At 64.6% G+C, this 25,834-nt stretch carries 22 protein-coding genes and 2 pseudogenes; 10 read left to right on the forward strand and 14 right to left on the reverse strand.

Annotation, left to right across the window (positions count from 1 at the left end; translation table 11 throughout):
* Window positions 1–118: 118 nt before the first annotated feature.
* From FIV02_RS25295 to FIV02_RS13485, 5 genes and pseudogenes are all read left to right on the forward strand, one after another.
* A pseudogene (locus FIV02_RS25295) lies at window positions 119–700 on the forward strand (PAS domain-containing methyl-accepting chemotaxis protein); the annotation flags it as partial.
* A gap of 250 nt (window positions 701–950) precedes the next feature.
* Entirely contained in the window at window positions 951–2,321 is a 1,371-nt protein-coding gene (locus FIV02_RS13470) for an ammonium transporter (protein WP_037048171.1), read from the forward strand.
* A gap of 54 nt (window positions 2,322–2,375) precedes the next feature.
* Window positions 2,376–2,555: a hypothetical protein gene (locus FIV02_RS13475; protein ID WP_037048173.1), complete on the forward strand. Its 180-nt coding sequence runs from the start codon at window positions 2,376–2,378 to the stop codon at window positions 2,553–2,555.
* A 112-nt stretch (window positions 2,556–2,667) separates the two neighbouring features.
* Window positions 2,668–4,152, forward strand: coding sequence for an aldehyde dehydrogenase family protein (locus FIV02_RS13480; RefSeq protein ID WP_152488892.1), 1,485 nt, complete (start codon window positions 2,668–2,670; stop codon window positions 4,150–4,152).
* Between the two features lie 257 nt (window positions 4,153–4,409).
* Entirely contained in the window at window positions 4,410–6,065 is a 1,656-nt protein-coding gene (locus FIV02_RS13485) for a methyl-accepting chemotaxis protein (protein WP_152488893.1), read from the forward strand.
* Between the two features lie 48 nt (window positions 6,066–6,113).
* Here FIV02_RS13485 and FIV02_RS13490 read toward each other — a convergent pair whose 3' ends face one another.
* From FIV02_RS13490 to FIV02_RS13510, 5 genes are all read right to left on the reverse strand, one after another.
* Entirely contained in the window at window positions 6,114–6,455 is a 342-nt protein-coding gene (locus tag FIV02_RS13490) for a multidrug efflux SMR transporter (protein ID WP_047589437.1), read from the reverse strand.
* A 102-nt stretch (window positions 6,456–6,557) separates the two neighbouring features.
* On the reverse strand, window positions 6,558–7,688 hold the full coding sequence (locus FIV02_RS13495) for an aminomethyltransferase family protein (RefSeq protein WP_037048188.1): 1,131 nt from the start codon (window positions 7,686–7,688) through the stop codon (window positions 6,558–6,560).
* Between the two features lie 51 nt (window positions 7,689–7,739).
* The gene (locus FIV02_RS13500) at window positions 7,740–8,768 is read right to left on the reverse strand and encodes a DUF3445 domain-containing protein (RefSeq protein WP_152488894.1); all 1,029 of its coding nucleotides are present in this window, start codon (window positions 8,766–8,768) and stop codon (window positions 7,740–7,742) included.
* 10 nt (window positions 8,769–8,778) lie between these two features.
* A complete protein-coding gene (locus FIV02_RS13505; RefSeq protein ID WP_152488895.1) occupies window positions 8,779–9,723 on the reverse strand; it encodes a PDR/VanB family oxidoreductase in 945 nt (314 codons plus the stop codon).
* On the reverse strand, window positions 9,720–10,277 hold the full coding sequence (locus tag FIV02_RS13510; protein ID WP_152488896.1) for a dimethylamine monooxygenase subunit DmmA family protein: 558 nt from the start codon (window positions 10,275–10,277) through the stop codon (window positions 9,720–9,722). The genes FIV02_RS13505 and FIV02_RS13510 overlap by 4 nt, the downstream gene beginning before the upstream one ends.
* A 363-nt stretch (window positions 10,278–10,640) precedes the next feature.
* Between FIV02_RS13510 and FIV02_RS13515 the strand changes: the two genes are divergently transcribed.
* Entirely contained in the window at window positions 10,641–11,102 is a 462-nt protein-coding gene (locus FIV02_RS13515) for an isoprenylcysteine carboxylmethyltransferase family protein (protein WP_152488897.1), read from the forward strand.
* Window positions 11,103–11,172: 70 nt separating this feature from the next.
* Here the strand turns inward: FIV02_RS13515 and FIV02_RS13520 are convergent, their stop codons facing one another.
* The 4 genes from FIV02_RS13520 to glnT all read right to left on the reverse strand — a co-directional run bounded on the left by FIV02_RS13520 (window position 11,173) and on the right by glnT (window position 15,736).
* A complete protein-coding gene (locus FIV02_RS13520; RefSeq protein ID WP_037048194.1) occupies window positions 11,173–12,498 on the reverse strand; it encodes an FMN-binding glutamate synthase family protein in 1,326 nt (441 codons plus the stop codon).
* 30 nt (window positions 12,499–12,528) lie between these two features.
* The gene (locus FIV02_RS13525; RefSeq protein ID WP_037048195.1) at window positions 12,529–13,212 is read right to left on the reverse strand and encodes a protein glxC; all 684 of its coding nucleotides are present in this window, start codon (window positions 13,210–13,212) and stop codon (window positions 12,529–12,531) included.
* A 161-nt stretch (window positions 13,213–13,373) separates the two neighbouring features.
* Complete coding sequence (locus FIV02_RS13530) at window positions 13,374–14,276, reverse strand: glutamine amidotransferase family protein (RefSeq protein WP_152488898.1); 903 nt, start codon at window positions 14,274–14,276, stop codon at window positions 13,374–13,376.
* Between the two features lie 125 nt (window positions 14,277–14,401).
* Window positions 14,402–15,736, reverse strand: coding sequence for a type III glutamate--ammonia ligase (gene glnT, locus FIV02_RS13535; protein WP_152488899.1), 1,335 nt, complete (start codon window positions 15,734–15,736; stop codon window positions 14,402–14,404).
* A 244-nt stretch (window positions 15,737–15,980) separates the two neighbouring features.
* On the opposite strand from glnT, the gene FIV02_RS13540 reads away from it, so the two are divergent.
* On the forward strand, window positions 15,981–16,580 hold the full coding sequence (locus FIV02_RS13540) for a helix-turn-helix domain-containing protein (protein WP_047589449.1): 600 nt from the start codon (window positions 15,981–15,983) through the stop codon (window positions 16,578–16,580).
* An 85-nt stretch (window positions 16,581–16,665) separates the two neighbouring features.
* On the opposite strand, the gene FIV02_RS13545 is transcribed toward FIV02_RS13540, so the two are convergent.
* The gene (locus FIV02_RS13545) at window positions 16,666–17,583 is read right to left on the reverse strand and encodes an AraC family transcriptional regulator (protein ID WP_152488900.1); all 918 of its coding nucleotides are present in this window, start codon (window positions 17,581–17,583) and stop codon (window positions 16,666–16,668) included.
* Between the two features lie 130 nt (window positions 17,584–17,713).
* On the opposite strand from FIV02_RS13545, the gene FIV02_RS13550 reads away from it, so the two are divergent.
* Window positions 17,714–18,187, forward strand: a complete 474-nt coding sequence (locus FIV02_RS13550) for a hypothetical protein (RefSeq protein ID WP_152488901.1) — start codon at window positions 17,714–17,716, stop codon at window positions 18,185–18,187.
* 218 nt (window positions 18,188–18,405) lie between these two features.
* On the opposite strand, the gene FIV02_RS13555 is transcribed toward FIV02_RS13550, so the two are convergent.
* Window positions 18,406–19,197 carry an aldolase gene (locus tag FIV02_RS13555; RefSeq protein WP_152488902.1) on the reverse strand — a complete coding sequence of 264 codons (792 nt, stop codon included), beginning with the start codon at window positions 19,195–19,197 and terminating at the stop codon, window positions 18,406–18,408.
* 17 nt (window positions 19,198–19,214) lie between these two features.
* Window positions 19,215–19,919, reverse strand: a complete 705-nt coding sequence (locus FIV02_RS13560; protein ID WP_152488903.1) for a haloacid dehalogenase type II — start codon at window positions 19,917–19,919, stop codon at window positions 19,215–19,217.
* 105 nt (window positions 19,920–20,024) lie between these two features.
* Between FIV02_RS13560 and FIV02_RS13565 the strand changes: the two genes are divergently transcribed.
* Both FIV02_RS13565 and FIV02_RS13575 read left to right on the forward strand, forming a co-directional pair.
* Window positions 20,025–20,873 carry a LysR family transcriptional regulator gene (locus FIV02_RS13565; protein WP_152488904.1) on the forward strand — a complete coding sequence of 283 codons (849 nt, stop codon included), beginning with the start codon at window positions 20,025–20,027 and terminating at the stop codon, window positions 20,871–20,873.
* A gap of 411 nt (window positions 20,874–21,284) precedes the next feature.
* Window positions 21,285–21,665, forward strand: a pseudogene (locus tag FIV02_RS13575) (efflux RND transporter permease subunit); the annotation flags it as partial.
* Between the two features lie 210 nt (window positions 21,666–21,875).
* Here FIV02_RS13575 and FIV02_RS13580 read toward each other — a convergent pair.
* Window positions 21,876–23,192, reverse strand: a complete 1,317-nt coding sequence (locus tag FIV02_RS13580) for a mechanosensitive ion channel family protein (protein WP_152488905.1) — start codon at window positions 23,190–23,192, stop codon at window positions 21,876–21,878.
* A 182-nt stretch (window positions 23,193–23,374) separates the two neighbouring features.
* Window positions 23,375–25,801: a TonB-dependent receptor gene (locus FIV02_RS13585; RefSeq protein ID WP_152488906.1), complete on the reverse strand. Its 2,427-nt coding sequence runs from the start codon at window positions 25,799–25,801 to the stop codon at window positions 23,375–23,377.
* Window positions 25,802–25,834 lie beyond the last annotated feature (33 nt).

Here is a 25,834-nt window from a genome sequence, read left to right on the forward strand (position 1 = left end):
GGAGCTGCACGCCAGCCAGGCGCAGAACCAGGGCTTCCTGGAAGAGCGCGCGCACTGGGAGGAAGAACGTCAGGTCTGGGAGCTGACCAAGCGCACCCTGACCGAGGGCTGCTGGGCGATGAACGTGGTCGATGGCGACCCGGACCACCCGCAGAACCTCATCCGTTGGTCCGAGCAGTTCCGCGAACTGATCGGCTACAACCGCGCCGAGTTTCCCGACGGCTGGGACAGCTACTTCAAGGTGGTCAATCAGGACGACCTGAAAGCCGTGATGCAGGCCTTCAACGCCTCGATGGTGGACAAGAGCGGCGACGGTTTCTACGCCGTGGAGTACCGCATGCAGCACAAGACGCGGGGCGAAGTCTGGTTCCGCGAGCGCGGCCGCTGCCTGCGCGATGCCCAGGGCAAGCTGCTCTACGTCACCGGCGCGGTGCGCGAGATCAGCGACGAGAAAGCCGCCGCGCACATGCACGAGCGTGAACAGGCCAGCATCCAGGCCACCTACGGGCAGATCGCCCAGGTCGCCGGGGTGATCAAGAGCATCGCCGAACAGACCAACCTGCTGGCCCTCAACGCCGCCATCGAAGCCGCGCGCGCGGGCGAACAGGGACGCGGCTTCGCGGTGGTCGCCGACGAGGTCCGCAACCTGGCCCGGCGCACCCAGGAATCGGTGCAACAGATCCAGGGCATGTTGCAGCAGAACCGCTGAAGAACGACCCATTTTCAGGCGTGATGCCCCCTAACTGAACACTAACGGGGCATTTTTTGACCAGCTTTTCCAGCCGTGGCCAGCGTCCCCGGCGCTGGCGCCAGACGGCACTTCTGGCACAAGGATTGCCTATTCTCTTTGGGAATTTTTTATAACTACAGATAAATAAAAGCGTCCGAGCGCCCTTCAACGCACTGCCATGACCGACACCTATTCCAAGAACAGCATCGAGGATTGATAGATGGAAGAGCAGAAGACACCCACTCTGGAGGAGCTACAGGCCCTCATAGAGATGACCAACACCCTGAATATGGAAATATTCTACTGGTGGTGCATCGCCCTGATGATCTGCATTCACGTGGGCTTCCTGTCGTACGAGATCGGTGCGTCGCGCCTGAAGAATGCGCTGGCCGCCGGCGTCAAGAACATCCTCGCCTTCGGCTTCATCGTCCCCAGCGTGTTCCTGCTCGGCTGGGCGGTCTACAACGGCTTCCCGGACGGCATCGTGCCGCGCATGGACGCCATCCTCGCCGGCATGCCCTGGAGCCAGTCCATGGGGCCGAACATCAGCGACAACGCCACCGGCATCTTCTGGGCCGCCTTCGCCATGTTCGCCGCCACCACCGGCTCGATTCTCTCCGGTGCGCTGATCGAACGGACGCGCATGAGCGCCTTCATCATCATGACCATCTTCCTCGGCGGCTTCCTCTGGCTGCTGGCGGCGGCGTGGGGCTGGCACCCGGAAGGCTGGCTGACCGTCAAATGGGGCTTCCATGACGTCGGCGCGGCAGGTTGCGTGCACATGATCGCCGGCTTCTTCACCCTGGCGGTGGTCATGAACCTCGGTGCCCGCATCGGCCGCTTCAACGCCGACGGCAGCGCCAATGCCATCGTCGGCCACAGCATGCCGATGAGCGTGGTCGGCCTGATGCTGATCATCGTCGGCTTCTTCGGCTTCCTCGGCGGCTGCATCATCTACAACTCGGGCGCGCAGTGGATCAACATCTACGGCCAGCCGACCAACCTCTCGGCCTTCGCCTTCAACACCCTGATGGGCTTCGCCGGCGGCCTGATCGGCGCCTACCTGACCACCCGCGAGCCGTTCTGGATGATGTCCGGCGGCCTGGTCGGCATCATCTCCGTGGCACCGGGTCTGGATCTCTACCACCCCGGCCTGGCCTACCTGATCGGCATGGCCGTGTCGGCCACCGCGCCGCTGGTCAACAACCTGCTGCTCAAGTTCCGCCTCGACGACGCCGTGGGCGCCTTCGCCGTGCACGGTTTCGGCGGTTTCGCCGGCATCGTCATCAGCGGCATCTTCCTCGCCGGCTACCCGAACGTGAACGGCATGCCGCCGATCAGCTTCCTCGGCCAACTCGGCGGCGCCGTGGTCATGGCAGCTCTGGGCTTCATCCCCGGCTACCTGCTGTCCTACGCGCTGAAGAAGGCCGACCTGCTGCGCGTACCGGCACATGCCGAGGAACGTGGCCTGGACCTGACCGAAGTACCGGCCCAGGCCTACCCGGAATGGACCTCGATGTATGGCCCGAGCACCAGCGTCGGCGGCAGCGAGCCGGCTCCGCTGGCCACCGCCGAGCCGAAATCCGCCTGACTCTTTCCCTAGCCTGGCCGCACACGCGGCCAGGCCCATTGCGAGGAACACAGCATGAGCATCACGACCTACGAAGGCGCCAGCGCCGTATTCACCTTCGCCGACAAGCCCGCGATCCTGGTCTTCATCAGCCTGCTGGTGGCCGGCGTCAGCCTCTACGCGCTGATCGCCACCATGATCCACGAGAAGCACAGCTACGCCCTGCCGGACGAAAAGCTGCCCAAGCTCAAGTAAGCCCCCGGCCGGCGGCGCCCGCCGCCGGCCACCTGCGCCTGCCGCCCCCGGCGGTATGCGCTACCCTCCCCCGCGACATCGACCTCCCCTCTTTTTTCGGCAAGGAGCCCACATGCTCGAGCGCCCCTACCTGTTCATCGATGGCCAGTGGCTCGCCGCGCAGAGCGGCGAGCATTTCGACGTATTCGATCCCAGCGACGCCAGCCTGCTGGCCAGGGTTGCCGCCGCCGGCCGCGCCGATATCGACCTGGCCGTGCGTGCGGCCCGGCGCGCCTTCGACGCGGGCGACTGGCCGCGCCTCGGCGGTCGCCAGCGCGCCGCCGTGCTCAGGCGCATCGCCCACGGCATCCGTGCCCGCCAGGACGAACTGGCGCTGCTCGAGGTGCGTGACAACGGCAAGCCACTACCCGAGGCGCAATGGGACATCGCCGACGCCGCCGGCTGCTTCGACTTCTACGCCGAGCTCGCCGCCGGCCTGGACGACGACGAGCGCGCCGTCCCTCTGGGCGATGCCCGTTTTCGCGCCAGCGTGGTGCGCGAACCCGTGGGCGTGGCCGCAGCCGTCATCCCCTGGAACTACCCCCTGCTGATGGCGGCCTGGAAAGTCGCCCCGGCGCTGGCCGCCGGCTGCGCCATGGTCCTCAAGCCTTCTGAACTGACGCCACTGAGCGCCCTGGAACTGGCGGGCATCGCCAACGATGCCGGCCTGCCGCCCGGCGTGCTCAACGTCCTGCCCGGCCTCGGCAGCGAAGCCGGCGCGGCGCTGGTGGAACACCCGGGCGTCGACAAGATCGCCTTCACCGGCAGCCTGCCCACCGGTAGCCGGATCATGCAGGCCGCCGCCCGCGAGGTGAAGAACATCAGCCTGGAGCTGGGTGGCAAGTCGCCCTTCATCGTCTTCGCCGACAGCGATATCGAAGCGGCGGTGGAATGGATCATGTTCGGCATCTTCTGGAACCAGGGCCAGGTCTGCTCCGCCACGTCACGCGTGCTGGTGGAACGCGCGCTGTACCCCGATCTGCTGCAGCGCCTGAGCGAGGAAGCGCAGAAGATCCGCATCGGCAACGGTCTGGAGGACGGCGTGCTGCTGGGCCCGCTGGTCAGCGCCGGCCAGCACGCCAAGGTCAGCGCCGCGATCGCCCAGGGCATCGCCGATGGCGCGCGCCTGGTCTGCGGTGGCAAGCCGCCGGCGGGCCTCGAGCAGGGCTGGTTCATGCAGCCGACGGTGTTCGCCGACGTACCGCTGGACTGCGCCCTGTGGCGCGAGGAAATCTTCGGCCCGGTGGTCTGCGTCAACCCCTTCGACAGCGAGGCCGACGCCCTGCGCCTGGCCAACGACAGTGAGTTCGGCCTGGCCGCCGCCGTCATGTCCGCCGACCTCGAACGCTGCGAACGACTCGCCCGCAGGCTGCAGGCCGGCATCGTCTGGATCAACTGTTCGCAACCGACCTTCAGCGAACTGCCCTGGGGCGGCGTGAAGCGCAGCGGCATCGGCCGTGAACTGGGCGAATGGGGCCTGGACAACTACCTGGAAACCAAGCAGATCACCCGCTACGAAAGCCGTGAACCCTGGGCCTGGTACCTCACCTCTCAATGAAGGCCTGTCTCTCGATCAACGCTGACAGTTGCCTTGCTGCCCCCGGGAGCCACGGCAACTGCTCGACATCTGATCTACACTCGCTCAAAGCGGCGGCCGATTGAGGCAAGGGTTGCTCAACTCTCAGGCCTCCAGAGAATATCCCGCAGGACAAGTGATCGAACGCAGGATGCATTGAGGCAGACCTTGGCCCCTGCTGTCGCACGGTTCGTCTGCTCGGTCTGCTCGTAGGTCTAACCCCTAACAGCAGGTGCCTTATGTCATTCCTTGCCGCTGGTTATTCCATTCGCACCCTGCTTTATGCCAGCTATGCCTGCCTCCTGGCGCTGATGCTGCTGATTGCCGGTGTTTCGCTGTATAACCTTGCCTCGGCAGAACAGGATTTCTCCGCTTACGTCAACGGCGTGGAGACGCGCGCAAGACTCGCCAGCAAGGTCAGCGATTCGGTCAAGGAGCGGGCTATTGCGCTGAGAAACCTGGCCCTCAATTTCGAGCCTTCGGAGCGCGAACAACGAAGGGCCTTCATCGCCGAGCATGAAAAGGCCGTAGACGACAGTTTCGCTGCATTGCGCCAGGCAATCACCACACACGCAGACGCCTCTGCCGCCGGGCATGACCTGCTCATGCGCATCGAAGAAGTTGAAGGGCGCTACAGCAAAGTTGCCTTCACCATCGCAGAACACCTGTTCAATGGCGAAGACACCGAAGCCAAACATCTGGTCAAAGAGCAATGCACCCCGCTTCTCGAAGAGTTGACCCAACTGATCGCGGGATACCTTGAGCATACCAACGAGATGGCCAAGCAGCGTGTGGCGGCCAATGAGGCTCACTACCTGAGCCAACGCAACACGCTCATCGCCATTACCATAGCCAGCTTCCTCGTCGCGGCCATTCTCGGCCACCTGATAAGCCGCCATCTTCTGCGCTCCCTGGGTGCTGAACCAAGTGACCTCAACCGTATCGCCCAACGGGTTGCCGAAGGCGATCTGCGTGTGATGGAAGCAGCAGTCGACAGCGCCGAGAACAGCGTACTCAGTGCATTGCAGCGCATGCAGCAGAACCTGCGCCTGGTCACGCAAGGCATCGACAACTCATCACGCACCGTCGCCCATTCCAGCCAGGAACTGAGTGAATCGAGCCTGCGCAATGCAGAAGGCGTGGCACAGGCTCAGCGCGAAGTGGAACAGATCGTCACGGCCATACACGAAATGGCCACCACTGTTCAGGACGTGGCGCGTAGCGCCGAATCTGCGGCACAGGCCGCCAGCGAAGCGGATGAAGCGGCCGTGCAAAGTCAACAGAAGGCTGGGCAAGCCGTGAACCTGATTGGCGAGCTGGCGCAGGTCATCAACAACTCCAGCGAGGCCATGGGACGCCTGAAAACCGAGAGCAGCAACATCGGCGGAGTGCTCGACGTGATCAAATCAGTGGCAGACCAGACCAACCTGCTGGCACTCAACGCCGCGATCGAAGCCGCACGTGCAGGCGATGCCGGCCGTGGTTTCGCCGTCGTCGCGGACGAGGTGCGCAGCCTGGCACGGCGCACACAGGAAGCCACCACCGAAATCGAGGGTCTCATCGTAAGCCTGCAGAAGATCGCCGATGAGACTGCCCACTACATGGAACGCTGCCGGGGCTCGAGTACACAGTCGGTTTCCGGCGTATCCGAGGCAGGTCAGGCGGTCGCCCGAATCGTCGCCATGATCGAGCGCATCAATGGCATGAATCAGCAGATTGCCACGGCGGCAGAACAGCAGACAGCCGTCGCTGAGGAAATAAGCCGTAGTATCGTCTCGGTACGTGACAGCACGGAGCAATCTGCCTCTGCCTTCCAGCATGCGCAGCAGGAAAGCGAAAGCCTGGCCCGCACCAGCGAGGCGCTGCGCGAGAACATCGCACGCTTTCAGCTCTGACGCCCAAGAGTGCGGCATGCTGGGCCACGCATCCGCTCAGCCATGTACTCAGGCCAGTGGTGCGGGGGTGAACAGCTTCAGCCCGACGATGCCGGCGATGATCATCAGCAGGCACAGGCTGCGCAACAGGTTGAGGCTTTCACCGAGGAACATCGCGCCATAGGCCACCGTGCCCAGGGTGCCGATACCGACCCACACCGCATACGCCAGGCCGAGTGGCAGCACGCGCACGGACAGGCTCAGCAGGTAGATGCTGAGCAGCAGGAAGAAGCCGCAATACAGGCTCGGCCATAACCGTGTGAAACCATCGGTGCGCGGGATGATCGAGGCGTAGAACACCTCGCACAGCCCCGCCAGCAGCAGAAATCCCCAGCCATTCAACCAGGCCATGATGCGCTCCTTGTGCGAGCAGGTCGGGCCACCTCCCTGCGGCCCTGCTCCCTTGCCCCTGGACTGCAGTGCCCGCGACGGCTCCCCGTCGCGGGAGCGGCCTCACCCCTTGGCCGTGCGTTTCTTCTTTTCCGGGTCGTCGAACGGCAGGCTGTGGGCGATGGCCTTCACCGCCAGGCTGCCCTTGACCTCCAACGCCGCGCCCTGCTCGGCATATGGCACCTCCATGCGGGCGATGGCCATGGACTTGCCGGACAGCCGCGAATACATGGCGCAGGTGATCACCCCGACCTGCTTGCCCCCGGCCCACAGCGTGTCGCCGGCCTCGGCCGCCTTGTCGCCGTCGAGCAGCACACCGAAGATCCGGAAGCGCTCCTTGCCCTGCAGGCGCCGATGCTCGCTGGCGCCACGGAAATCCCCTTTGGTCGGCGACACGGTGAAGTCCAGCCCCAGCTCCCACAGGGTGTCGCCGGCCGGCTGGTCGGCGAAGGGATACATCTCCGAGTTGTCGTAGGGGAAGAACAGCAGGTAGCTCTCCACCCGCAGCCAGTCCAGCGCGGTGAAGGCACAGGGGATGATGCCCAGGTCCCTGCCCTTGTCCAGGATGCTGTCCCAGATCAGCGGCGCATCGGCGGCCTTGCAGAAGATCTCGTAGCCGCGCTCGCCGGTGTAGCCGGTGCGCGAGATCATCACCGGGCGGTCGAACAGCCGGGTCTGCAGGTGATGGAAGTAAGGCAGCTCGCGAATGCCCGGCACCTGCTCGGCGAGGAAGTCCACGGCCAGCGGCCCCTGCAGCGAGAGGTCATGCAGGTCGTCGTCGAACAGCACCGCCACCTGCCGGCCCTGGGCCGAGCGCAGCAGCATCTCGTGGCCGTTGCCGGAGCCGTGCACCACCATGAAGGCGTTGGGGCCGGTGCGGTAGATCACGCAGTCATCGACGAACTTGCCGGCCTCGTTGAGCATCGTGGCGTAGACGCTCTTGCCCGGATAGACCTTGGAAATGTCGCGGCTGGTGGCGTACTCCAGCAGGCTTTCGGCATGCGGGCCGACGTAGTGCACCTTCTTCAGCCCGGACACGTCCATCAGCCCGGCACGGGTGCGGATCGCCTCGTGCTCGTCGGCCAGGTCACTGGCGTAGGTCCAGGCCGTGCCCATGCCGCTCCAGTCTTCGAGTTGCGAGCCCAGTGCGCGGTGACGCTCGGCAAGGGCGGAAATGCGCCAGGAATTGGCCATGTCTGTTTCTCCTGTTGTTCGTCGTTGGGCCTGCGCACGCAGGGGATGGAATCAGGCGGCCTGGGCCTGCGGATCGAACTGGCGCAGCCAGTCGACCACCGTCTGCCGATAGCGGGTCAGGCCCTTGTAGTCGGCGATCTCGTCCGGCAGGTCGCGCAGCACGCGGTGCAGGCGGCAGGCCCAGGCCGGGTTGCTGGCCAGTTGTTCCAGGCTGATCAGGTAGGTGCGAATGCCGAACAGCAGCGCATTGCTGCGCGGCAGGCGCGGCATGAACTGCAGCTCCACGCGCAGGTGCACCAGGCGCGCGACGTTCTCCGCCGTCACCAGGCCGCGCTCGTGCCCCCACTCGTGGAAGGTCTCCGAGGAAGTGTCCATGCGCGGGTTGATGGTCATGGTCCAGTTCAGACGGCGCACCGGCTGGTCGACCTGGATGTTCAGCAGGTACTTCAGCGCCCGCTCGAATACCCCGAGCTGATGCGCCACACCGGGCACCGGCGCGTGCCACTGCTTGAAGCTCATGCCGGCGTCGAACTTGATCGACCAGTCCGCCGGGCAGGTGACCATGCCGGCGTCCATGAACAGGTCGCCGTCACGCTGGTCGAGCACGGCGAAATCGCCCTGCGCCTGGCGGGTGATGTACTCCAGCGGCTCGAACGGCAGCGTGCTGGCATCGCCGAAGGTGAAGCGCTGTTCGATGCCCAGCGGGCGGTTGATCCACAGCCACTGGTCGCCATCGCGCTGCAGGGCGAAGTGCTCCGGATAATCGGCAGCCAGATGCTCCATCAGCATCTCCAGGCTGTCCCAGGCGGCCTGCGCCATGTGCGGCATCACCAGGCAGCGCTCCGGGTCCTTCTCCAGGACGCAGGCGCGCTCGGCCATCTCCGAGACGTAGTGCTCGTCGATGTCGAACCAGTGCTCGAACACCGAGCCCGGCTCGCGCGGCGTGGCCGGCTCGATGTTCACCGAATACATGTAGCTGTCCTCGGGGAACGGAAAGGGAAAGCGGGCAATGGCCTCGGGGCTGTTGCTGAAGGTGAAATCGTCCCGGTAGGTTTCCAGGGGTTTGAGCACGACGGGCATGGCGGATTCCTCAGAGGTCGAGCAGCAGCGTGCCGGAGCAGCCACCACGGGAAACACAGGGCATCAGCGCTGCGCCGCGCTGCTGCTCATCCAGGTAGTGATCGCGATGCTCCACCGCCCCGCTCAGGTAGCGCGTGGTGCACTGCCCGCAAACGCCGCCACGGCAGAGGTTGGGCACCTCGACACCGGCGGCCTCCAGCGCCTCGAGCAGGCTGTGGTCACCCGCTACCTGCAGGCGCTGGCCGCTGCGCGCCAGCTCGACGGTGAACGGCTCGCCCGGCTCGGGCGCGGCGAAGGCTTCCCAGTGCAGGCGTCCGGCGGACCAGCCGTGACATTCGGCCAGCGTCTTGAGCTCATCGAGCAGGCGCTGCGGGCCGCAGACATAGAGATGGCTGCCGAGCGGCTTGCCGCTGAACAACTCGGCGCAGTGCAGGCGCTCGCCGGCGGCCGCGTCGTAACCGCGGAAGCGCTCGCCCAGACGCTCGCGCAGCTCATTGGCATAGGCATCGGTCAGGCCGCTGCGATAGGCGTAGTGCAGCTCGAATGAGGCGCCCTGGGCCTGGAGCTCGCTGAGGTAGGCCATGAACGGGGTGATGCCGATGCCACCGGCCACCAGAATGTGGTGACGTGCCTGCGAATGCAGCGCGAACAGGTTGCTCGGCACGCCGATCTGCAGGCGGTCACCGACCCGGACCCGCTCATGCAGGTAGCGAGAGCCGCCGCGCGAGTCATCCTGCAGGCGCACCGCGATGCGGTAGGTGCCCCGGTCGCGCGGGTCGCTCAGCAGCGAATAGGCGTTGCGCAACGTGCGCCCCTCGATCGGCAACACGACCTGCACATGGCTGCCGCAGGAAAAGCCCGGCAGGCTGCCGTCGAGCGCGGCGAAGGTGAATTCGCGCACCACCGGCGTCAGCTGGCGCACCGCGGTGACCTGTACCTCCAGCATCGCGCTCATGCCTGCCGCTCCCCGGCTTGCGCCTGCTCGTAGGGCCGATCCGGATCGAGGCACACCCCCATGTAGGCCCCCAGGCGCTGGGAGAAATGCTCGCGCACGAACAACTTCACCCCGCAGTGCCTGCAGCTGCACTCGGTTTCGCTGCCGATATCCTGCATCTCGCTGCAATGCACGCAGTACAGGCGTCGCCGCTCACCCAGCTTGAACAGTTCGATCTCGTCGGCCAGCAGGCCGGCATGCCGGGCCAGGCGACAGACATGCCAGAGAAAGGCCTCGTCACCGAGCACCTGCAGGCGCGTTCCTGCCGGAGCCTGCTCCAGCAGCATCTGCAGGCGCAGGAACAGCGCCTCGGTGCTTGGCAGGCACTCCTGCTGCTCGGCAGCGGCGAGTTCGCCATGCAGGGTGAGCAGCCGCATCGGCCCCGGTTGATCGAGCAGGCCGCCGGCGCGGCTGGCATCCTGAGCCACCAGCAGACGCTGACTGGCCGGCGTCGGCGTGGCGGTCGCGGCGTAGCGCGGGGTGCTGAACAGCGGTTCAGCGCTGGAACTGGTCATCGAAAGTCCTCCTGGGTGACAGCAAGACGGGGGTCGAAGCGCCTCGGTTAAATTCCCAGTGGGAACTTTTTGTTCTCAACAGGAAAGCATGGACCATGCCATGTCCCCACAACCTGCGGCGCATCGGGGCCCGGGCAGAACAAGCCCCCGCAGCGCCTGGCAACGCTGCACAAGCGGGGAGCAGCGCGCGCCGGCACGGCGCATCCGCAGACTTTCTGAAGCATCGCCTTCATCGGTGAAGAACGCCCGGGCCGGCTGCCGCCGTGCACCTCGATGGCTTCGGTCGTCCTGCCCGACTGGCGCTTGACCCAGTAGCGACTACAGGCCATAGAGTCGCCAGCTCATCCCCGCCAAGGACTCGCCATGCACCTACTGGACGCACGCATCCCGCCGCCGCTGATCGCCCTGCTGTTCGCCCTGCTCATGTGGCTGGCCGCCCCGCTCCTGCCCGGCATCGACCTGGCTACCTCCTGGCGGGTGGCAGGCGCCCTGCCAGTGCTGCTGCTCGGCGCGGCCACCTGCCTGCTTGGCATACGCTCCTTCGGCAACGCCCGCACCACCGTCAACCCGCTGCGGCCGGGGCAGGCCTCGGCGCTGGTCGTCGGTGGCATCTACCAGTACAGCCGCAACCCGATGTACCTGGGGTTCGCCATCGCGCTGCTGGCCTGGGTCGTACTGCTGGCTTCCCCACTGCTCCTGGTTGGCGTGGCGGGCTTCGTGCTGTACATGAACCGCTTCCAGATCGGCCCGGAAGAACGGGCGCTGGCCAGCCTGTTCGGCGACGACTACGCCGCCTACCGCCAGCAGGTGCGGCGCTGGCTCTAGTGCGCTGGCGCCACGCAAAAAAAGGGCCGCAACGCCTGGCGTTGCGGCCCTTCGGATGGACGCTCCGGGTTCAGTACTGCAGTTGCCCTGGCACCCAGTTGGTGCCGGCCAACGGCACGCGGGCCATGGCCGCGGCCTCCACGGTCAGGGCCACCAGGTCCTCGGGGTCGAGGTTGTGCAGGTGCGACTTGCCGCAGGCACGGGCCATGGTCTGCGCCTCCAGCACCAGCACGCGCAGGTAGTTGGCCAGGCGCCGGCCGGCGGCGACCGGGTCGAGGCGCTTGGCCAGCTCCGGGTCCTGGGTGGTGATGCCGGCCGGGTCCTTGCCGTTCTGCCAGTCGTCGTAGAAGCCCGCCGCCGAATCGATGGCCTTGAGTTCCTCGTCAAGGCGCGGATGGTTGTCCCCCAGGGCGATCAGCGCAGCGGTGCCGATGGCAACCGCATCGGCGCCCATGGCCATGGCCTTGGCCACGTCGGCACCGGTACGGATGCCGCCGGAGACGATCAGTTGCACCTTGCGGTGCATGTCCATCTCCTGCAGCGCCTGCACGGCTTGCGGAATGGCCGACAGGATCGGGATGCCGACATGCTCGATGAACACCTCCTGGGTCGCGGCGGTGCCGCCCTGCATGCCGTCGAGGACGATCACATCGGCGCCGGCCTTCACCGCCAGCTTGACGTCGTAGTACGGGCGGCTGGCACCGATCTTCACGTAGATGGGCTTCTCCCAGTCGGTGATCTCGCGGATCTCGGCGATCTTGATCGCCAGGTCGTCCGGGCCGGTCCAGTCCGGATGCCGGCAGGCACTGCGCTGGTCGACACCGATCGGCAGGGTGCGCATGCCGGCGACGCGCTCGGTGACCTTCATGCCCAGCAGCATGCCGCCGCCGCCCGGCTTGGCGCCCTGGCCGAGGACGATCTCGATGGCGTCGGCCTTGCGCAGGTCATCGGGGTTCATGCCGTAGCGCGACGGCAGGTACTGATAGACCAGGTGCTGCGACTGGCCGCGCTCCTCCGGGGTCATGCCGCCGTCGCCGGTGGTGGTGCTGGTGCCGGCGATGCTGGCACCACGGCCCAGCGCCTCCTTGGCCTGCGCGGACAGCGCACCGAAGCTCATGCCGGCGATGGTCACCGGGATCTTCAGGTGAATCGGCTTCTTGGCGAAGCGATTGCCGAGTACCACGTCGGTGCCGCACTTCTCGCGATAGCCCTCCAGCGGATAACGCGACATCGACGCGCCGAGCAGCAGCAGGTCGTCGAAATGCGGCAGCTTGCGCTTGGTGCCACCGCCGCGAATGTCGTAGATGCCGGTTTCCGCGGCACGCTGGATTTCCTGGATGGACAGGCGGTCGAAGGTGGCGGATTCGCGCAGCACCGGGGTGATTTTCTCGCTCATATGCAGTTCCTCGTCGGGCAGGGTGCGCGATCAGTACGCCGAAGCGTTGTCGACCTTGAAGTTGTACAGCTGGCGGGCGGAGCCGTAGCGCTTGAAGCTGGCCGGGTCCTCATCGAAGCCGGCGCGGTTGAGCAGCTCGGCGAGCTCCTCGAGGTGCTCGGCGCGCATGTCCTTCTCGATGCAGTCCGAGCCCAGCGACTTCACCGTGCCCTTGACGTAGATACGCGTCTCGTAGAGCGAGTCGCCCAGCGCGTCGCCGGCATCGCCGCATACCACCAGCCGCCCGGCCTGGCCCATGAAGCAGCTCATGTGGCCGATGTTGCCGCCGACCACGATGTCGACGCCCTTCATCGAGATGCCGCAACGTGCGCCGGCATCGCCCTCGATCACCAGCAGGCCGCCATGGGCGGTGGCCCCCGCCGACTGCGAGGCGCTGCCCTTGATGCGGACCATGCCGCTCATCATGTTCTCGGCCACGCCGACGCCGACGTTGCCATGGATGGTGACGCTGGCCTTCTGGTTCATGCCGGCGCAGTAGTAGCCGGCGTGGCCGTCGATATCCACGCTCAGCGACTCGTTCAGGCCCACGGCCAGGTTGTGCTTGCCGCCGGGATTGCTGACGACCCATTCACGCTCGGTGAGGGTCTTGGCCTGCTCGTGCAGCGCCTGGTTCAGGTCGCGCACCGAGGCGCTGGAAAGGTCGATGGTCTTCATGATGCTGTCTCCCAAAAAGTAGCGAGTCGGGTTCAGGCCGTCGCCAGCGCGCCGGGTACGCGGGAGAACCGCAGCGAGGCGCGAGCCGGTACCAGGGGCACGGCAAGCGGGTCGCGAGGTTCTGCCGCAGCAGGCGGCGGGCGCAGCGGGCGAGGAACGACTCAGGCGCTGCGTTCCCAGATGTACATGGTGGCCGGCTCCGGTTCCCAGACCCTGGCCTTGTCGATACCCGGGAGGCTGGACAGCGCCTGGTATTCCGAAGCCATGGCCACGTAGTCGTCGGTCTCGGCGAGGATCGCCGGCTTGCAGGCGATCGGGTCGCGGATCACCGCGAAGCCGTCGCGCGTGCCGATGGCGAAGGTGAAGAAGCCGTCGAGGTCGACCAGCGAATGGTCGAGCGCTTCCTTCAGCGAGTCGCCCTGGCGCAGGCGCCAGGTCAGGTAGCCGGCAGCCACCTCGGTGTCGTTCTCGGTCTCGAACTCGATGCCGTGGCGGCGCAGTTCCTGACGCAGGCGGAAGTGGTTGGACAGCGAACCGTTGTGCACCAGGCACAGGTCCTGCCCGGTGGAGAACGGATGGCTGCCCTCCATGGTCACCGCACTCTCGGTGGCCATGCGGGTATGGCCGATGATGTGGCTGCCCTTCATCTTCGCCAGCGAGAAACGCTCGGTGATGTCCTTCGGCAAGCCCATGCCCTTGAGAATCTCGATGCTCTGGCCGACGCTCATCACCCGCACGGCAGGCGCCAGTTCGGCCAGCACCGCACGCACCGCCGCTTCGTCGGCATCGGTCTTGAGCACGGCGGCGCTGGCGTTCTGGAACCACTCCAGCGAGCAGCCCAGGCGCCCTTCCAGTTCGCCCATCAGCCCCTTGAAGTCATACCCCGCCTCGGTGCTCTGCAGGGTCAGCTTGATCCAGCCTGCCTTCACCTCGTCGCCGTAGATGGCGAAGCCGGCGCTGTCCGGCCCACGGTCGGTCATGGCCAGCAGCATGGGTTCGAAGAGTGCGCCGAGCTGGTGCTCCAGCGCCGGGTTCTTCAGGTACAGACCTACGATTCCACACATAAAGGCAGTCCTCACTTCGTTCGGGAGTTGCAAGCTGCGAGCTGCTAACTGACCGAGTTGATACAGATGTCGTGCAACACCTCGAACCGCTCTTGCGTGCGGCTCGAAGCGCGTGGCTTGCAGCTTCAGAAAAATTCGGTGTAGCGCTCGATCTCCCAGTCGGAGACGTGGCGGCTGTACTCGACCCATTCCATGCGCTTGAGCTTGAGGAACTCGTCGACGACCTGCGGGCCCAGCACCTCGCGGAACAAAGGGTCGGCCTCCAGCGCATCGCAGGCCTCCTTGAGCGATTGCGGCAGGGTCTTGATGCCCCGTGCGGCAATCGCTTCCAGGCTCAGGTTGTAGAGGTTCTCGTTGCAGGCCGTGCCCGGCTCCAGTTGACGGTCGATGCCATCGAGGCCGGCGGCGATGATCGCGGCGGTGACCAGGTACGGATTGCAGCCCGCATCCGGCAGGCGGAACTCGATGCGCCCATGGGGGATACGCAACATGGCCGAGCGGTTGTTGTCGCCATAGGCAATGAACGCCGGCGCCCAGGTCGCCCCCGAGAGCGAACGCCCCACCACCAGGCGCTTGTAGGAATTCACCGTCGGCGCCGCGAAGGCGCACAGCGCCGGGCCATGCGCGAGCAGGCCGGCCAGGAAGTGATAGGCGATCTTCGACAGGCCCATGCCGCTGGGGTCGCAGGCGTCGTGGAACAGGTTGCTGTTGCCGGCACTGGCGATCGACAGGTGGAAGTGCATGCCGTTGCCGGCACGGCGCGGGTCCGGCTTGGGCATGAACGAGCAGATCATGCCTAGGTCGTTGGCGATCTCACCGGCGGCCATGCGGAAGAAGGTGAAGCGGTCCGCCGACTCCATGGCATCGCTGTAGGTGTAGTTGATCTCGAACTGGCCGCAGGCATCCTCGTGGTCGATCTGATAGATGTCGAAGCCGACCGGCTGCAGCGACTCGGTGAGCTTCTCGAGGAAGGCGCGCGAACGCGACAGCCCCTTGTAGTCGTAGCAGGGCTTCTCCAGCTTGTCGCTGGCGTCGGCGGAGCAGAGCTTGCCGTCGGCATCGCGGCGGAACAGGCTGAACTCCGGCTCCAGGCCGGTATTCAGCGTCCAGCCACGCTCGCTCAGACGTGCCACCTGCTGCTGCAGCACGTAGCGGGTGTCGTAGGGCCAGGGCTGGCCGTTGACATGACCGATGCACACCACGCGGCCGTAACCCGGCTGCCAGGGCACCGGCATCAGCGTGGAGAGGTCGCCGCGGGCCATGAAATCCGGGCCGTGCGGCTCCATGCCCATGCCCCAGATGGCGAAGCCGGCGAAACCGGCGCCCTCCTCGGCCACCGCCTTGAGGCCCGAGACCGGCACCGACTTGGTCTTGGCCGCACCGTGAATATCGACGAACTGGGCCAGCACATACTTGATGCCATGCTGGTCGATGATTTTCTGGGTTTCGCTGGGCAACATGGGTAAGGCCTCCGGTAGCGTCGCCATTATTCCGCTGGGGAATTTTAATTTCCCCAAAAGAAATGCAAGCAGCTTGCCAACTGGTCATGCCCACGCGAGGCGCCCCGGCAACCCGCGTCTTTCTTCTATCTGCCGAGGAAAAATGCTTTCATAGGAGGAAAGTCACGAGCGAAAAACGCACCGAAGCAAGGCAGCCCGCTCATTCCTGGTGCGAACTTTTTATTCATAGAAGAAATAAGCCTGTATGACGACCACTCCGGAAAATCCGCCCCGCCTCAAGCTCGAGCAATACCTGGGCATGCAGATCCGCCGCCAGCGCCAGGCGCAGGAACTGAAGATCGCCGACGTGGCGCGCATCGCCGGAATCAGCCAGGGCATGCTGAGCAAGATCGAGAATGCCCAGGTCTCCACCAGCCTCGACACCCTCAGCCGCCTTTGCGACGTACTGGGCATGCCCATGTCCAAGCTGTTCAGCCAGTACGACCAGCAAGGTGGCAGCGCCCTGCTGGTCAAGGCCGGCGAAGGCCTCGAAGTGGTACGCAGAGGGACCGACAAGGGCCATACCTACCGCCTGCTCAACCACACCCGTGGGCCGAAGAAGAGCTTCGAGGCCTACATGGTGAGCATGGACGACGCCAGCGAGGAATTCCCGACCTTCGCCCACCCCGGCACCGAGTTCCTCCACCTGCTGGAAGGTGAACTGGTCTACCGCCATGGCAACCAGCTCTACCCCATGCAGGCCGGTGACAGCCTGACCTTCGACGGCGAAGTGCCGCACGGCCCGGAGAAGCTGGTGAAGGTGCCGATCCGCCTGCTGTCGATCATGAACTACGGCTCGGACTGAACGCGCAGGCCCGGCACCAAGACTGGCGGGCCTCAGCGCGCCTGGTGCAGGTGCAGTTGGTCATACCCGCCCTCCACACGATGCCTCAGCCACCTGGCTGGTCTGCTCCGTTCGCCGCCGCCCGGGCGCCATGATCCTGCCGTGGCGAGCGGCCAAAGAAGGCCTTGTAGGCACGACTGAAGGCCGCCTCTGACTCGTAGCCGACCGCGAAACCCACGTCGCCGATACGGCTGTCCTGGGTGGCCAGGAGGGTCCTGGCCAGCGTCAGTCGCCATTCGTTCTGGTAACGCAAGGGCGCACGCCCCACCAGTGCGCTGAAACGCTCACAGAAACTGGAGCGCGACATGCCGGCCAGCTTCGCCAGCGCCTCGATCCGCCACTGCTGCCTGGGCTGTTCATGAATGGCCTTGAGCGCACGTGCGATGCGGGCGTCGGACAGACCGCCCAGCCACCCCGACGCGGCGCCCTGCTGGACCCAGGTGCGCAGCACGCGGATGACCGTGAGGTCGATCAGCCGCGAGACCATCAGCGCCCCACCGGGCTGCACGTCGCGGGCTTCCAGCAGCATGAAATGCAGCAGCCCCTCGGACCACGCTGCGGCCTCGGCCCGCCGGATATGAATCAGCCATGGCAGGGCGAACAACATGGCGCGGAAACTGCCGGCATCGAACCAGAAGCGGCAGATGGCGAGCGTGGCAGGACCCTCAGCGGCCGTGAGCGTCAGGTCGTCCAGCGCGTGGGGCAGCAGGAACACATCGCCAGGCGCCAGCTGCATGGCCGCCTCCTCGTCACGGCGGATCTGCACCTGCCCCGTCTGCAGCAGGCATACGTGGGCACTGCCGCACTCCAGCGCCAGGCGTTCGCCCGGCTCGAGCGTGGCGGAATACACGCGGTCGCCGGTCAGGCGTATCTGCGCGAGCACCTGGGACAGCAGGTCTCCGCTGGCGAAGCCTTCCAGCTGCATTTCCGGAAGAATGGTCAAGTGTTCCGGTGAATCGGTCATGTCGGGATGGCGCTGCGTTGACTACTGTAGGCGCACCAGCATAGCCCAGCACGGCGCATGACCTGAAGCGATCAGGCATCGACCATACAGCAACAGGCTTTGCCGATCTTCCAACCGGAGGAAGCACCTAATGTTCGGAATCTCCACCCTTGGCTGGGTACATACGCTGAGCAGCCTGCCGGCCATTCCACTGGCTGCGTACATGTTCGCCCGTCACGGCCGCATCCTGCCCCGCTCCGTGCCCGGCATGGCGTACCTGGTGTTCATGCTGCTGGGCGCCGGCTCGGTCTTTCTGATCGCCAGGCAGCCGGTGAGCAACATCATCGCGGCGCTCACCCTCGTCCTGCTGGTGGCAGGCTACGGGGTCGGCCACATCGGCCTGCCAGGACGAGCCGCCGTGTACCTGGAAACCATCCTGCTCAGCGTGACCGCCTTCCTGCTGATGCTGCCGACGCTATCCGAAGTGCTGCGCCGCGTGCCGGACGGCCACCCTCTGGTGACCGACCTGCATTCACCGCTGCTGATCGGCACGCAGCTCGGCCTGCTGCTGGCGCTGGCCATCGGGGTAACGGCGCAGGTGCTGCACCTGCGCCGCCGCGCCTAGCGGCTGGGCGCTGGGGCTTGCAGACAGTCGGCTGCCAGGTCTGGCCGGGAGGCCAACTGCGGCCGCAAGCTGACTCAGACGACTGCCAACTCGCGGCCAGAAGCGGACTGAACTGCGGTGGATCAGCCCCCCGTATTGAAATACCCCGCGACGAACCAGGAGCGATTCACATATAAGTTTCAGCGCAATACCCCTAACACTTAGAGACCGGTGAACGCCTATCTATTGATATGAGCCGATTGCCCATGTGACAGTCGCCGCATTGCACTAGTCAAATGCGCTCTGGCACTTTCGGCATCCCCCTGACGCATCTGCTCGTAAGTGCGTTGTGCAATTTCATGAGGCACTGGTTTGAGCTCGCGATGGGTCGACATTGCCAGCAGTTGCACCTGGGCAGCGCGCTCCAGGTAATACAGATCGTCCCAGGCCTCGGCAATAGTCGGGCCCGCAACAATCACACCATGGTTCTTCAAGAACAGCACATCGGCATCCCCCATAACGCTGGCAATCCGATCACCCTCTGACGCATCGAGTGCCAGGCCGTTGTAGTTCTCGTCTACCGCCGTCCGTCCGTAGAATTTCAACGCGGTCTGCCCAAACCACAACAATGGCGCCCCTTGCAGCAAGCACAGTGCAGTGGCGTGGGGCATGTGCGTATGAAACGCCACTTTCACCCTTGGAAGTTGTTTGTGAAGGCGCGCGTGGATATAGAACGCAGTTGCTTCAGGCTGACCTTCGCCGGCCACAACATTGCCATTGAAGTCGCAGACCAGCAGATTGTCGACGGTAACTTCCTCGAACGCATACCCGTACGGGTTCACGAAAAATAAATCATCGCGTCCCGGCACCATGGCGGAAAAGTGATTGCAGATACCTTCCTCCAAGCCGTGCAGCGCTGCGAGTTGAAAGCACGCGGCCAATTCCGAGCGCGCGGTGACGACGGCGGGCGCTTCAAGGTCCAGGTCGGTGTAGCGGGCGGTACGCAGACCGCCTTCAAGGGTGTGCGCCATGACGATGACTCCAGGGGTTACCAGCCAAGGGATTTGAACAGCGGCACGACTCGATCGAGGGTGCTCACCGTCGCATCGGGTCGATAGTCAGGCAGCAACTGTCGACCGGTGCCTCGGTCGATCCACACACAGCGGAACTGCATGTCGCGCGCGGCGGCGTGGTCAAGGTGCGGGCTGGCACAGATGTGCACCACTTCATCACGGCGCACGCCCAACTGCTGGTGAGCGTAGTCGAACAGGCGCGGATCGGGCTTGTAGGCACCGGCCTGCTGGGCAGTGATGACCCGGTCAATGTGCCCACCGAGCTGCGCGACGTTGCCGGCAATGATGTCATCGTCGGTGTTGGACACGATGCACAGCTTGAATCCCATGGCCTTGAGGCGCGCGAGCGTGTCGACCACCTCAGGAAACGGCGGCATCTGCGGAATCGCCCCAGCCAGCTGCTGGCTGTCCTCGGCCGAACTGGGCAACCCCAATTCCTCCAACGCAAGCTGCAACCCCAGCGTGCTCAACTGACGGAACGAACGGTGCGGCGGCGTCTGTTCCAGGCGATGTTCGTGGCGGTCGTACACGTCGATCAGGCGATTGGCATCGACACTGTGCTGCCCCTTGGTGCCGAGGATTTTCGCGGCGACCGCCTGCAAGCCCTCGTCCCACTGAATCAAGGTGCCGTAGCAATCGAATGTCAGCCATTCGGGACGCGAGGTGTTTTCAAGTTTCATGCTGTTCTCCTCTATGGGGAAATTCAGCTTACGAGTGAATGCCGTTAGCTGGAAATTAAATTACTATTCGCATATCAGTTGAAAAACAAATATCAAGGACTCGCCATGCTCGACCTCGAATTGCTCAAGACCTTCGTGTGCGTGGTTGATGAGGGCAGCTTCACGCGAGCCGCCGAACGCGTGCACCGCACCCAATCGACTGTGAGTCAGCAGGTACGAAAACTGGAAAAAATGGTCGGTCACACATTGTTGCTTCGCGACCGGACGGGGCAGAACATCAGCGTCAACGAACACGGAGAAATGCTGATTCAGTACGCCCGGCGCATGCTGGCCATGTCCTCGGAGGCGCTAGAGGCCCTTGCCAACGATGTCGACCCGGAAACTCTGCGCATTGGCGTGCCGGAAGACTTCGACTCACGACGCATGACGAGTATCCTCGCCGGCTTCAAGCGGGTCCGCCCCAAAGCGCGGCTGGAAACCATCAGTGGCATGAGTACAGATCTGAAGCAGAACCTTGCGACTGGTGTCATTGACATCGCATTGGTCAAACGTGAGCCAAACAGCGGACCTAGTTGGGCGACATGGCCGGAGCCGCTGGTGTGGGTTAGGGGGGTAGAGAGCAACTTCCACAACGGTGTACTGCCATTGGCGTTATTCCCACAGGGCTGCATCTATCGGCAACGGGCGATCCGCTTGTTAGATGTGGCACAGCGGCCATGGAGGGTTGCGTTTGGCAGCCATAGTCTGACCAGCATACAAGCAGCGGTGGCATCCGGTCTGGGGGTCTCGGTGCTACCCGCTTCGGCGGTGTTGCCAGAACATACCGTGTGTACGGATCTTCCTGAATTAGCGCCGACCGAGTTGGCGCTGATCAGTCGCGAAGGTGCTCTGACTGGATTGCAGCGAGGACTGGTAGAGTTTCTACGACAAGAACTGGGCGAGTCATCCAGTTAATCAACTCCTGCGTTGGTAAATGCCTGGACAGAGCCAACGCAGCGGCTCTACCAGGTATTGGCGTGTGCCCCTCCCGGAACTAGCCCAGCTCCAATACCGCAAGTAGCCCAGGCTGATCTGACGCTTGGGAGACTAGTCACTCACAAACCAAATTACCGTCTTCCCTTTGCCACTACCGTCCGCAACCAGGCGAAATGCCTCGTTGACCTCATCCAGTGCAAAGTACTGCTTGTCCACCCGATCGTCAGTTGCCCAGCGCCGGCCAGCATCGCGGCCTCGCGCAGGATCGCCCCGTGATATTCGCGCCTCTGACCACTGAGCAACAGTGTGAACGTGAACACGCCGAGTAGGTGGTGCTCTTGAAGGACAGCGGTGCGGGGAAAGGGGACATATTTATTTACTAGCCACCGCCTGCTTCTGGCCGGGGTAGCCGCGGAGTTCGGCGTGATCATGCTGCTCTATCTGAAGAATGCCTGGCAGGAAAAGCAGACGGCCGGGCACTTCGGCGAATCGGCGCTGCTCGATGCCATCCGCTTCGGCGCCGTGCAGCGCGTACGCCCGAAAGCGATGACCGTGGCCGTGATCATTGCCGGCCTGTTGCCGATCCTCTGGGGCAGCGGCACCGGCAGCGAGATCATGAGTCGCATCGCGGCGCCCATGGTCGGCGGCATGGTCACCGCGCCACTGCTGTCACTGTTCGTCCTGCCCGCCGCCTATGCCCTGATGCGCAGACGCCATGCGCCCAAGGTCGACGACCGCCACGCCGCCACGACAGCAGTCGAAACGGGATAAGCGCCAGCACATAGCGCCTCCAACATGGCACCGTCACAAGGCACCCAGGCCAGACAGGTCTGGGTGCCTCTGATGACTGCCCCAAGGCTGGTCAGCAGGTACGGCAATCCGTCAGTGCGCATCGTGCCCAGCCCGACGCGCCGATCCCGTCTCGTCGATGAGCGATGCCCACCCGCTCGCCCTGCTCGGCATGTCGATCGCTGCCGAAGCTCACGGACTGTCCGTCGCCTTTCGCGCGGACGCCTTCCTGTCCAGGATGCGCACTTCTCGCTGCGGGAAGGGAATCTCGAAGCCGTGCTCTTGCAGTGCTTCCAGAATCATCAGCAGCAGGTCCCCACCGACGCGATTGCGGCCGTCGTCGACGCCCTCCATCCAGAACTCGACGAACATGTTGATTCCCGAGTCGCCGAAGCTGTCTATCTCGCAGTCCGGGCGTTCCTCGATGGGTACGTCGTCGCCGCTGAACACCTGCGGATGGCTGGCGACCACATCCTTGATGATGGCGATCAGCTTGCGGATGTCGGAGTCGTAGGCGACCGAGAAGTCGACGCGGTAGCGCTGGCTTTTGTCCTTGTGCGTCCAGTTGGTGAAGATCTCGGCGATGAACTTCTCGTTCGGCACCACGATGTCCTTGCCGTCGTAGGTTTCCAGCGTGGTCGAGCGCATGTTCAGTTCGCGCACGATGCCCGTGCGGCCATCCTCGAGTTCGACGTAGTCGCCAATCGATACCGAGCGGTCGAGCAGGATGATGATGCCGGAGATGAAATTGGAGGCAATCGCCTGCAGGCCGAAGCCCAGGCCGACCCCCAGCGCCCCGCCGAACACCGCGAGCGTGGTGAGGTTGATCCCCATGATCTGCAGCAGCAGGAGAAAGATCAGGAAGAAGATCGACACTTCGAACAGCTTGGCCGCCACTTCCCGGGTGCGTTCGTCGAGGTTTTCCTGGTGAGCGATGAAGTCGCGCCCCGTCCGGCTGCTGACGCGTCCGAGCCAGAACAGGATGGAGCCGAAGATGGCCACGCGGGCGATGCCGTAGAGCGATATCTCGATGTTGCCGAGATTGACCGAAATGGATTCGAGAATCTGGATCAGGCCGCCCAGCAGGCCGACCATATGCAGGAACAACAGCGGAATTCCCAGCCACCTGAGCATCGTCGCAAGCAGCTTGTGGGTGACGAAATTGCGGATGACCGAGCGGAATATGAGGATCACCGAAATGATCAGCGCGGCCTGCACCAGCCAGCCCTGGCTGAGCAGGTTCTCGCTGATCTCGAGCGATACCCGCAGCATCAGGATCGCCGTCACCGGGAAGATCAGATCGCTCAGCTTCTTGATGAAGACGTGCAGCCGTTGGTTGCTCGCCCCCAGCGACGCGGTATGTTTCTGAATGCGTTTGGCAATCAGCCACGCGCCGACGTAGATCGCCAGGACGATGCCGATCTGCGTATAGGTCTCCGGTTGGAGCAGTAGCGTTTGCAGGGTATTGGCGGATTGTTCGAACTGCGTGTTGAGACTTTCAGGAATCATTTCCGGCAATCCTTGTATCGCTCCCGGTTGGCTGCCTCGCTGCCGGAACGAACCCCGGCTGACAGCAGGCAAGCTCCAGTATAGGTAACCGTCATGACCCCAAGGCTGCAGCTACCCGATGCAGCCCGCTGCACCTCGCGGAGAACCGGAGCGCCTGGCGCACGTCCCTGTGCGCCCGGGGCCTACCACTGGTGACTGTAGGCCAGGGTCAGCGTGGTGCCGGATGCCGGCAGGTGGCTGGTATTGCTGCTGCTGCGCATCAGCTGGCTGTACAGCGGGTAGTAATCACGGTTGAACAGGTTCTCGATACCCAGGCTGACCTTGTCCTTCTCGCTCAGGCGGTAGTCGCTGATCAGGTCCACGGTGACGTAGCTGTCCACTTCGCGGCGGCCAAAACTGGCGACACCGTCCAGGCGATAGTCCTCGCTGCCGACATAGGTGGCCTGCAGGCGGTTGCTCCAGGCCTGGTCAGGTTGGTACTGCAGGTAGGCCGTGACTTTCAGCGGCGGGATGCGGAAGCCCGTCATGTCCTGCCAGTCGCCGTTGTCCGGCTTCTCGCGGCCCTTCATCCAGGTGAAGGTGGCGCCCACGCCCCAGACGTCGTCCAGGCTCAGCCAGTCGGCACTGCCCTCGATACCGTAGATGCGCTCCTTGGTTCGCTTGAGGATCAGGCCGTTGTTGAAGCTCTGCACGTCACCCAGGTCCGAGGTGGTGTAGAACAGCGCCAGCGAGGCCAGCGTCTGCTCGCCGAGGTCACCGCGCCAGCCCAGTTCGTAGTTATCGGTCTTCACCGGCTCCAGGTCGGAGGAGTCGATGTCGAAACCGCGCCGGGCGTTACGCACCTGCACACCGATGTCCGGCAGCTGGAAGCCCTGGCTGAAGGCCGCGTAGATTTCCTGGCCCAGAACCGGCGAGAACACCACGCCGACGTTGTAGAGCAGGTCGTCGTAACGCACCGTGCCCCCTTCCACGCGCGCCGGGCTGGCGTTGTGAATCTCGGAGAGCGGCGTGAAGTCGTCGAACCTGGCGGTGGCGTATTCGTAGCGCAGGCCGCCGTCGATCGACCACTGCTCGTTGAAGCGGTGCTGCAACTGGGCAAAGGCGCCAGTGCTGAAGGTGGTCAGCTCCGGCATGTAGGTCATCTTGCCGATCTTGTCGAAGTCGGTGCCACCGCTGGCGTCGTAGATGGCCGGGTCGAAAATGTCGAGCGGCATGTCGCTGCGCTCGTGGTTGAGATCGCCGCCCCAGACCAGCTCGGTGCTGTCGCCCAGCGCAGTGCGCAGGGTCAGGCGGCTGCCGATGACCTCGCTGTTCTGCATCACCTGGTCGACGAAACGACCACGGGTCGCCACGCCACGGGCATCGAACGGGGTGAAGCGGGTGAAATAGTCACGGTAGTAGAGCTGCGCCGCCATGCGGCTGCCCAGCAGGTCGTCATGGCCGTACTGCAGGTTGGCCATGCTGTTCTTGATCTGGTTCTGCTCGTCCAGGCTGAGGCCCCTGAGCGCCTGCGCCGGCACCGTGCCGGCGGGCAAGCGGGCCACGGACGGGTCGGAGGTGTAGTCGCTGTCCTGCTGGGCATCGTAGTGGCTGAGGGCGAGCTGGATGCGCTGGTTCTCGTCGATGCGCAGGCCGAGCTTGCCGCCGAAGTTGAAGGCGTTGGAGTCGAACAGGTCACCCTGGCTGGGCTCCGGGGCAATGCGCCGACCGTCGGCATCGAACGAGCTGCCGATATGCCGGGCGCCGACGTCGAGGGCGTAGTCGAACGGGCCCTGGGAGCCGGACAGGTGATGCTGCAGCTGGCCACCGAGGCCGTCGTGGTCGAGCTGGGTCAGCGACGACGTGCCAGTCAGCGTGGTTTCGGCGCGCATGTCACCGCCTGCCGGACGGGTGGTGATGTTGATGATGCCGCCCGTGGCGCCAGCGCCATAGATCGCGCTGCTGCCATGGATGACCTCGACGCGCTCGATCAGCGCCGGGTCGATGTTGGCCAGGTTCCGCGAGGAGTCGCGGTTGGTGTTCAGCGGCACGCCATCGACCAGCACCAGTATGGTACGGCCACGCAGCGTCTGCCCGTAGTCGGTAACGGTGCGGCTGGAATCGGACATGCCGGGGATGCTCTTGGCCAGTATCGTCGCCAGACTGGCGGAGGCCATGCGCTGCGTCTCCAGCTGCTCCCGCTCGATGACGTTGACCTGACGCACCTGCGGCACCAGCGCGCTGGCGGTGCGGGATGCGGTCACCTCCATGGAAGCCAGCTCGACGGCAGCGCCAGAGGCGTTCGCCTGCTCGGCGGCCACGGCGCGCGGCACCACGATGAAGGTGTGTTCATCCTGTTGCTGCACATCCAGGTCACTGTCATCGAGCAGGCGCCGCAGGGCCTCGCCGGTGCTCAGGCGGCCGCGCAAGGCCGGCGAACGCTTGCCGAGGGTCACATCGCTGGAGAACAGGATCTGGCTGTCGGACTGGGCTGCCAGGCTGTTGAGGGACTGTTCGAGGGGCGCGGCGGGCAGGTCGAAATCGATTTCGCTGGCGGCCTGGGCCATCGACGACAGGCCCAGCAGCAGGCTGCTGGCCAACAGGGTAAGGCGCCGGGTCGGGGTTTTCACTGGTAGGGCTCCGGGAAAATAGAGGACGTTCCT

This window comes from Pseudomonas sp. THAF187a, from assembly GCF_009363395.1.
In the GTDB taxonomy this organism is placed as follows: domain Bacteria; phylum Pseudomonadota; class Gammaproteobacteria; order Pseudomonadales; family Pseudomonadaceae; genus Aquipseudomonas; species Aquipseudomonas khazarica.

Bases quoted from the DNA above. Each gene is read 5' to 3' on its own strand.
- FIV02_RS13550 (WP_152488901.1), top strand. From the start codon at position 17,714: ATGTTCGGAATCTCCACCCTTGGCTGGGTACATACGCTGAGCAGCCTG.
- FIV02_RS13470 (WP_037048171.1), top strand. From the start codon at position 951: ATGGAAGAGCAGAAGACACCCACTCTGGAGGAGCTACAGGCCCTCATA.
- FIV02_RS13555 (WP_152488902.1), bottom strand. From the start codon at position 19,197: ATGGCGCACACCCTTGAAGGCGGTCTGCGTACCGCCCGCTACACCGAC.
- FIV02_RS13500 (WP_152488894.1), bottom strand. From the start codon at position 8,768: ATGCCCGTCGTGCTCAAACCCCTGGAAACCTACCGGGACGATTTCACC.
- FIV02_RS13580 (WP_152488905.1), bottom strand. From the start codon at position 23,192: ATGATTCCTGAAAGTCTCAACACGCAGTTCGAACAATCCGCCAATACC.
- FIV02_RS13490 (WP_047589437.1), bottom strand. From the start codon at position 6,455: ATGGCCTGGTTGAATGGCTGGGGATTTCTGCTGCTGGCGGGGCTGTGC.
- FIV02_RS13480 (WP_152488892.1), top strand. From the start codon at position 2,668: ATGCTCGAGCGCCCCTACCTGTTCATCGATGGCCAGTGGCTCGCCGCG.
- FIV02_RS13565 (WP_152488904.1), top strand. From the start codon at position 20,025: ATGCTCGACCTCGAATTGCTCAAGACCTTCGTGTGCGTGGTTGATGAG.
- glnT (WP_152488899.1), bottom strand. From the start codon at position 15,736: ATGTTGCCCAGCGAAACCCAGAAAATCATCGACCAGCATGGCATCAAG.
- FIV02_RS13545 (WP_152488900.1), bottom strand. From the start codon at position 17,583: ATGACCGATTCACCGGAACACTTGACCATTCTTCCGGAAATGCAGCTG.
- FIV02_RS13515 (WP_152488897.1), top strand. From the start codon at position 10,641: ATGCACCTACTGGACGCACGCATCCCGCCGCCGCTGATCGCCCTGCTG.
- FIV02_RS13495 (WP_037048188.1), bottom strand. From the start codon at position 7,688: ATGGCCAATTCCTGGCGCATTTCCGCCCTTGCCGAGCGTCACCGCGCA.
- FIV02_RS13530 (WP_152488898.1), bottom strand. From the start codon at position 14,276: ATGTGTGGAATCGTAGGTCTGTACCTGAAGAACCCGGCGCTGGAGCAC.
- FIV02_RS13475 (WP_037048173.1), top strand. From the start codon at position 2,376: ATGAGCATCACGACCTACGAAGGCGCCAGCGCCGTATTCACCTTCGCC.
- FIV02_RS13505 (WP_152488895.1), bottom strand. From the start codon at position 9,723: ATGAGCGCGATGCTGGAGGTACAGGTCACCGCGGTGCGCCAGCTGACG.
- FIV02_RS13520 (WP_037048194.1), bottom strand. From the start codon at position 12,498: ATGAGCGAGAAAATCACCCCGGTGCTGCGCGAATCCGCCACCTTCGAC.
- FIV02_RS13525 (WP_037048195.1), bottom strand. From the start codon at position 13,212: ATGAAGACCATCGACCTTTCCAGCGCCTCGGTGCGCGACCTGAACCAG.
- FIV02_RS13560 (WP_152488903.1), bottom strand. From the start codon at position 19,919: ATGAAACTTGAAAACACCTCGCGTCCCGAATGGCTGACATTCGATTGC.
- FIV02_RS13485 (WP_152488893.1), top strand. From the start codon at position 4,410: ATGTCATTCCTTGCCGCTGGTTATTCCATTCGCACCCTGCTTTATGCC.
- FIV02_RS13510 (WP_152488896.1), bottom strand. From the start codon at position 10,277: ATGACCAGTTCCAGCGCTGAACCGCTGTTCAGCACCCCGCGCTACGCC.
- FIV02_RS13540 (WP_047589449.1), top strand. From the start codon at position 15,981: ATGACGACCACTCCGGAAAATCCGCCCCGCCTCAAGCTCGAGCAATAC.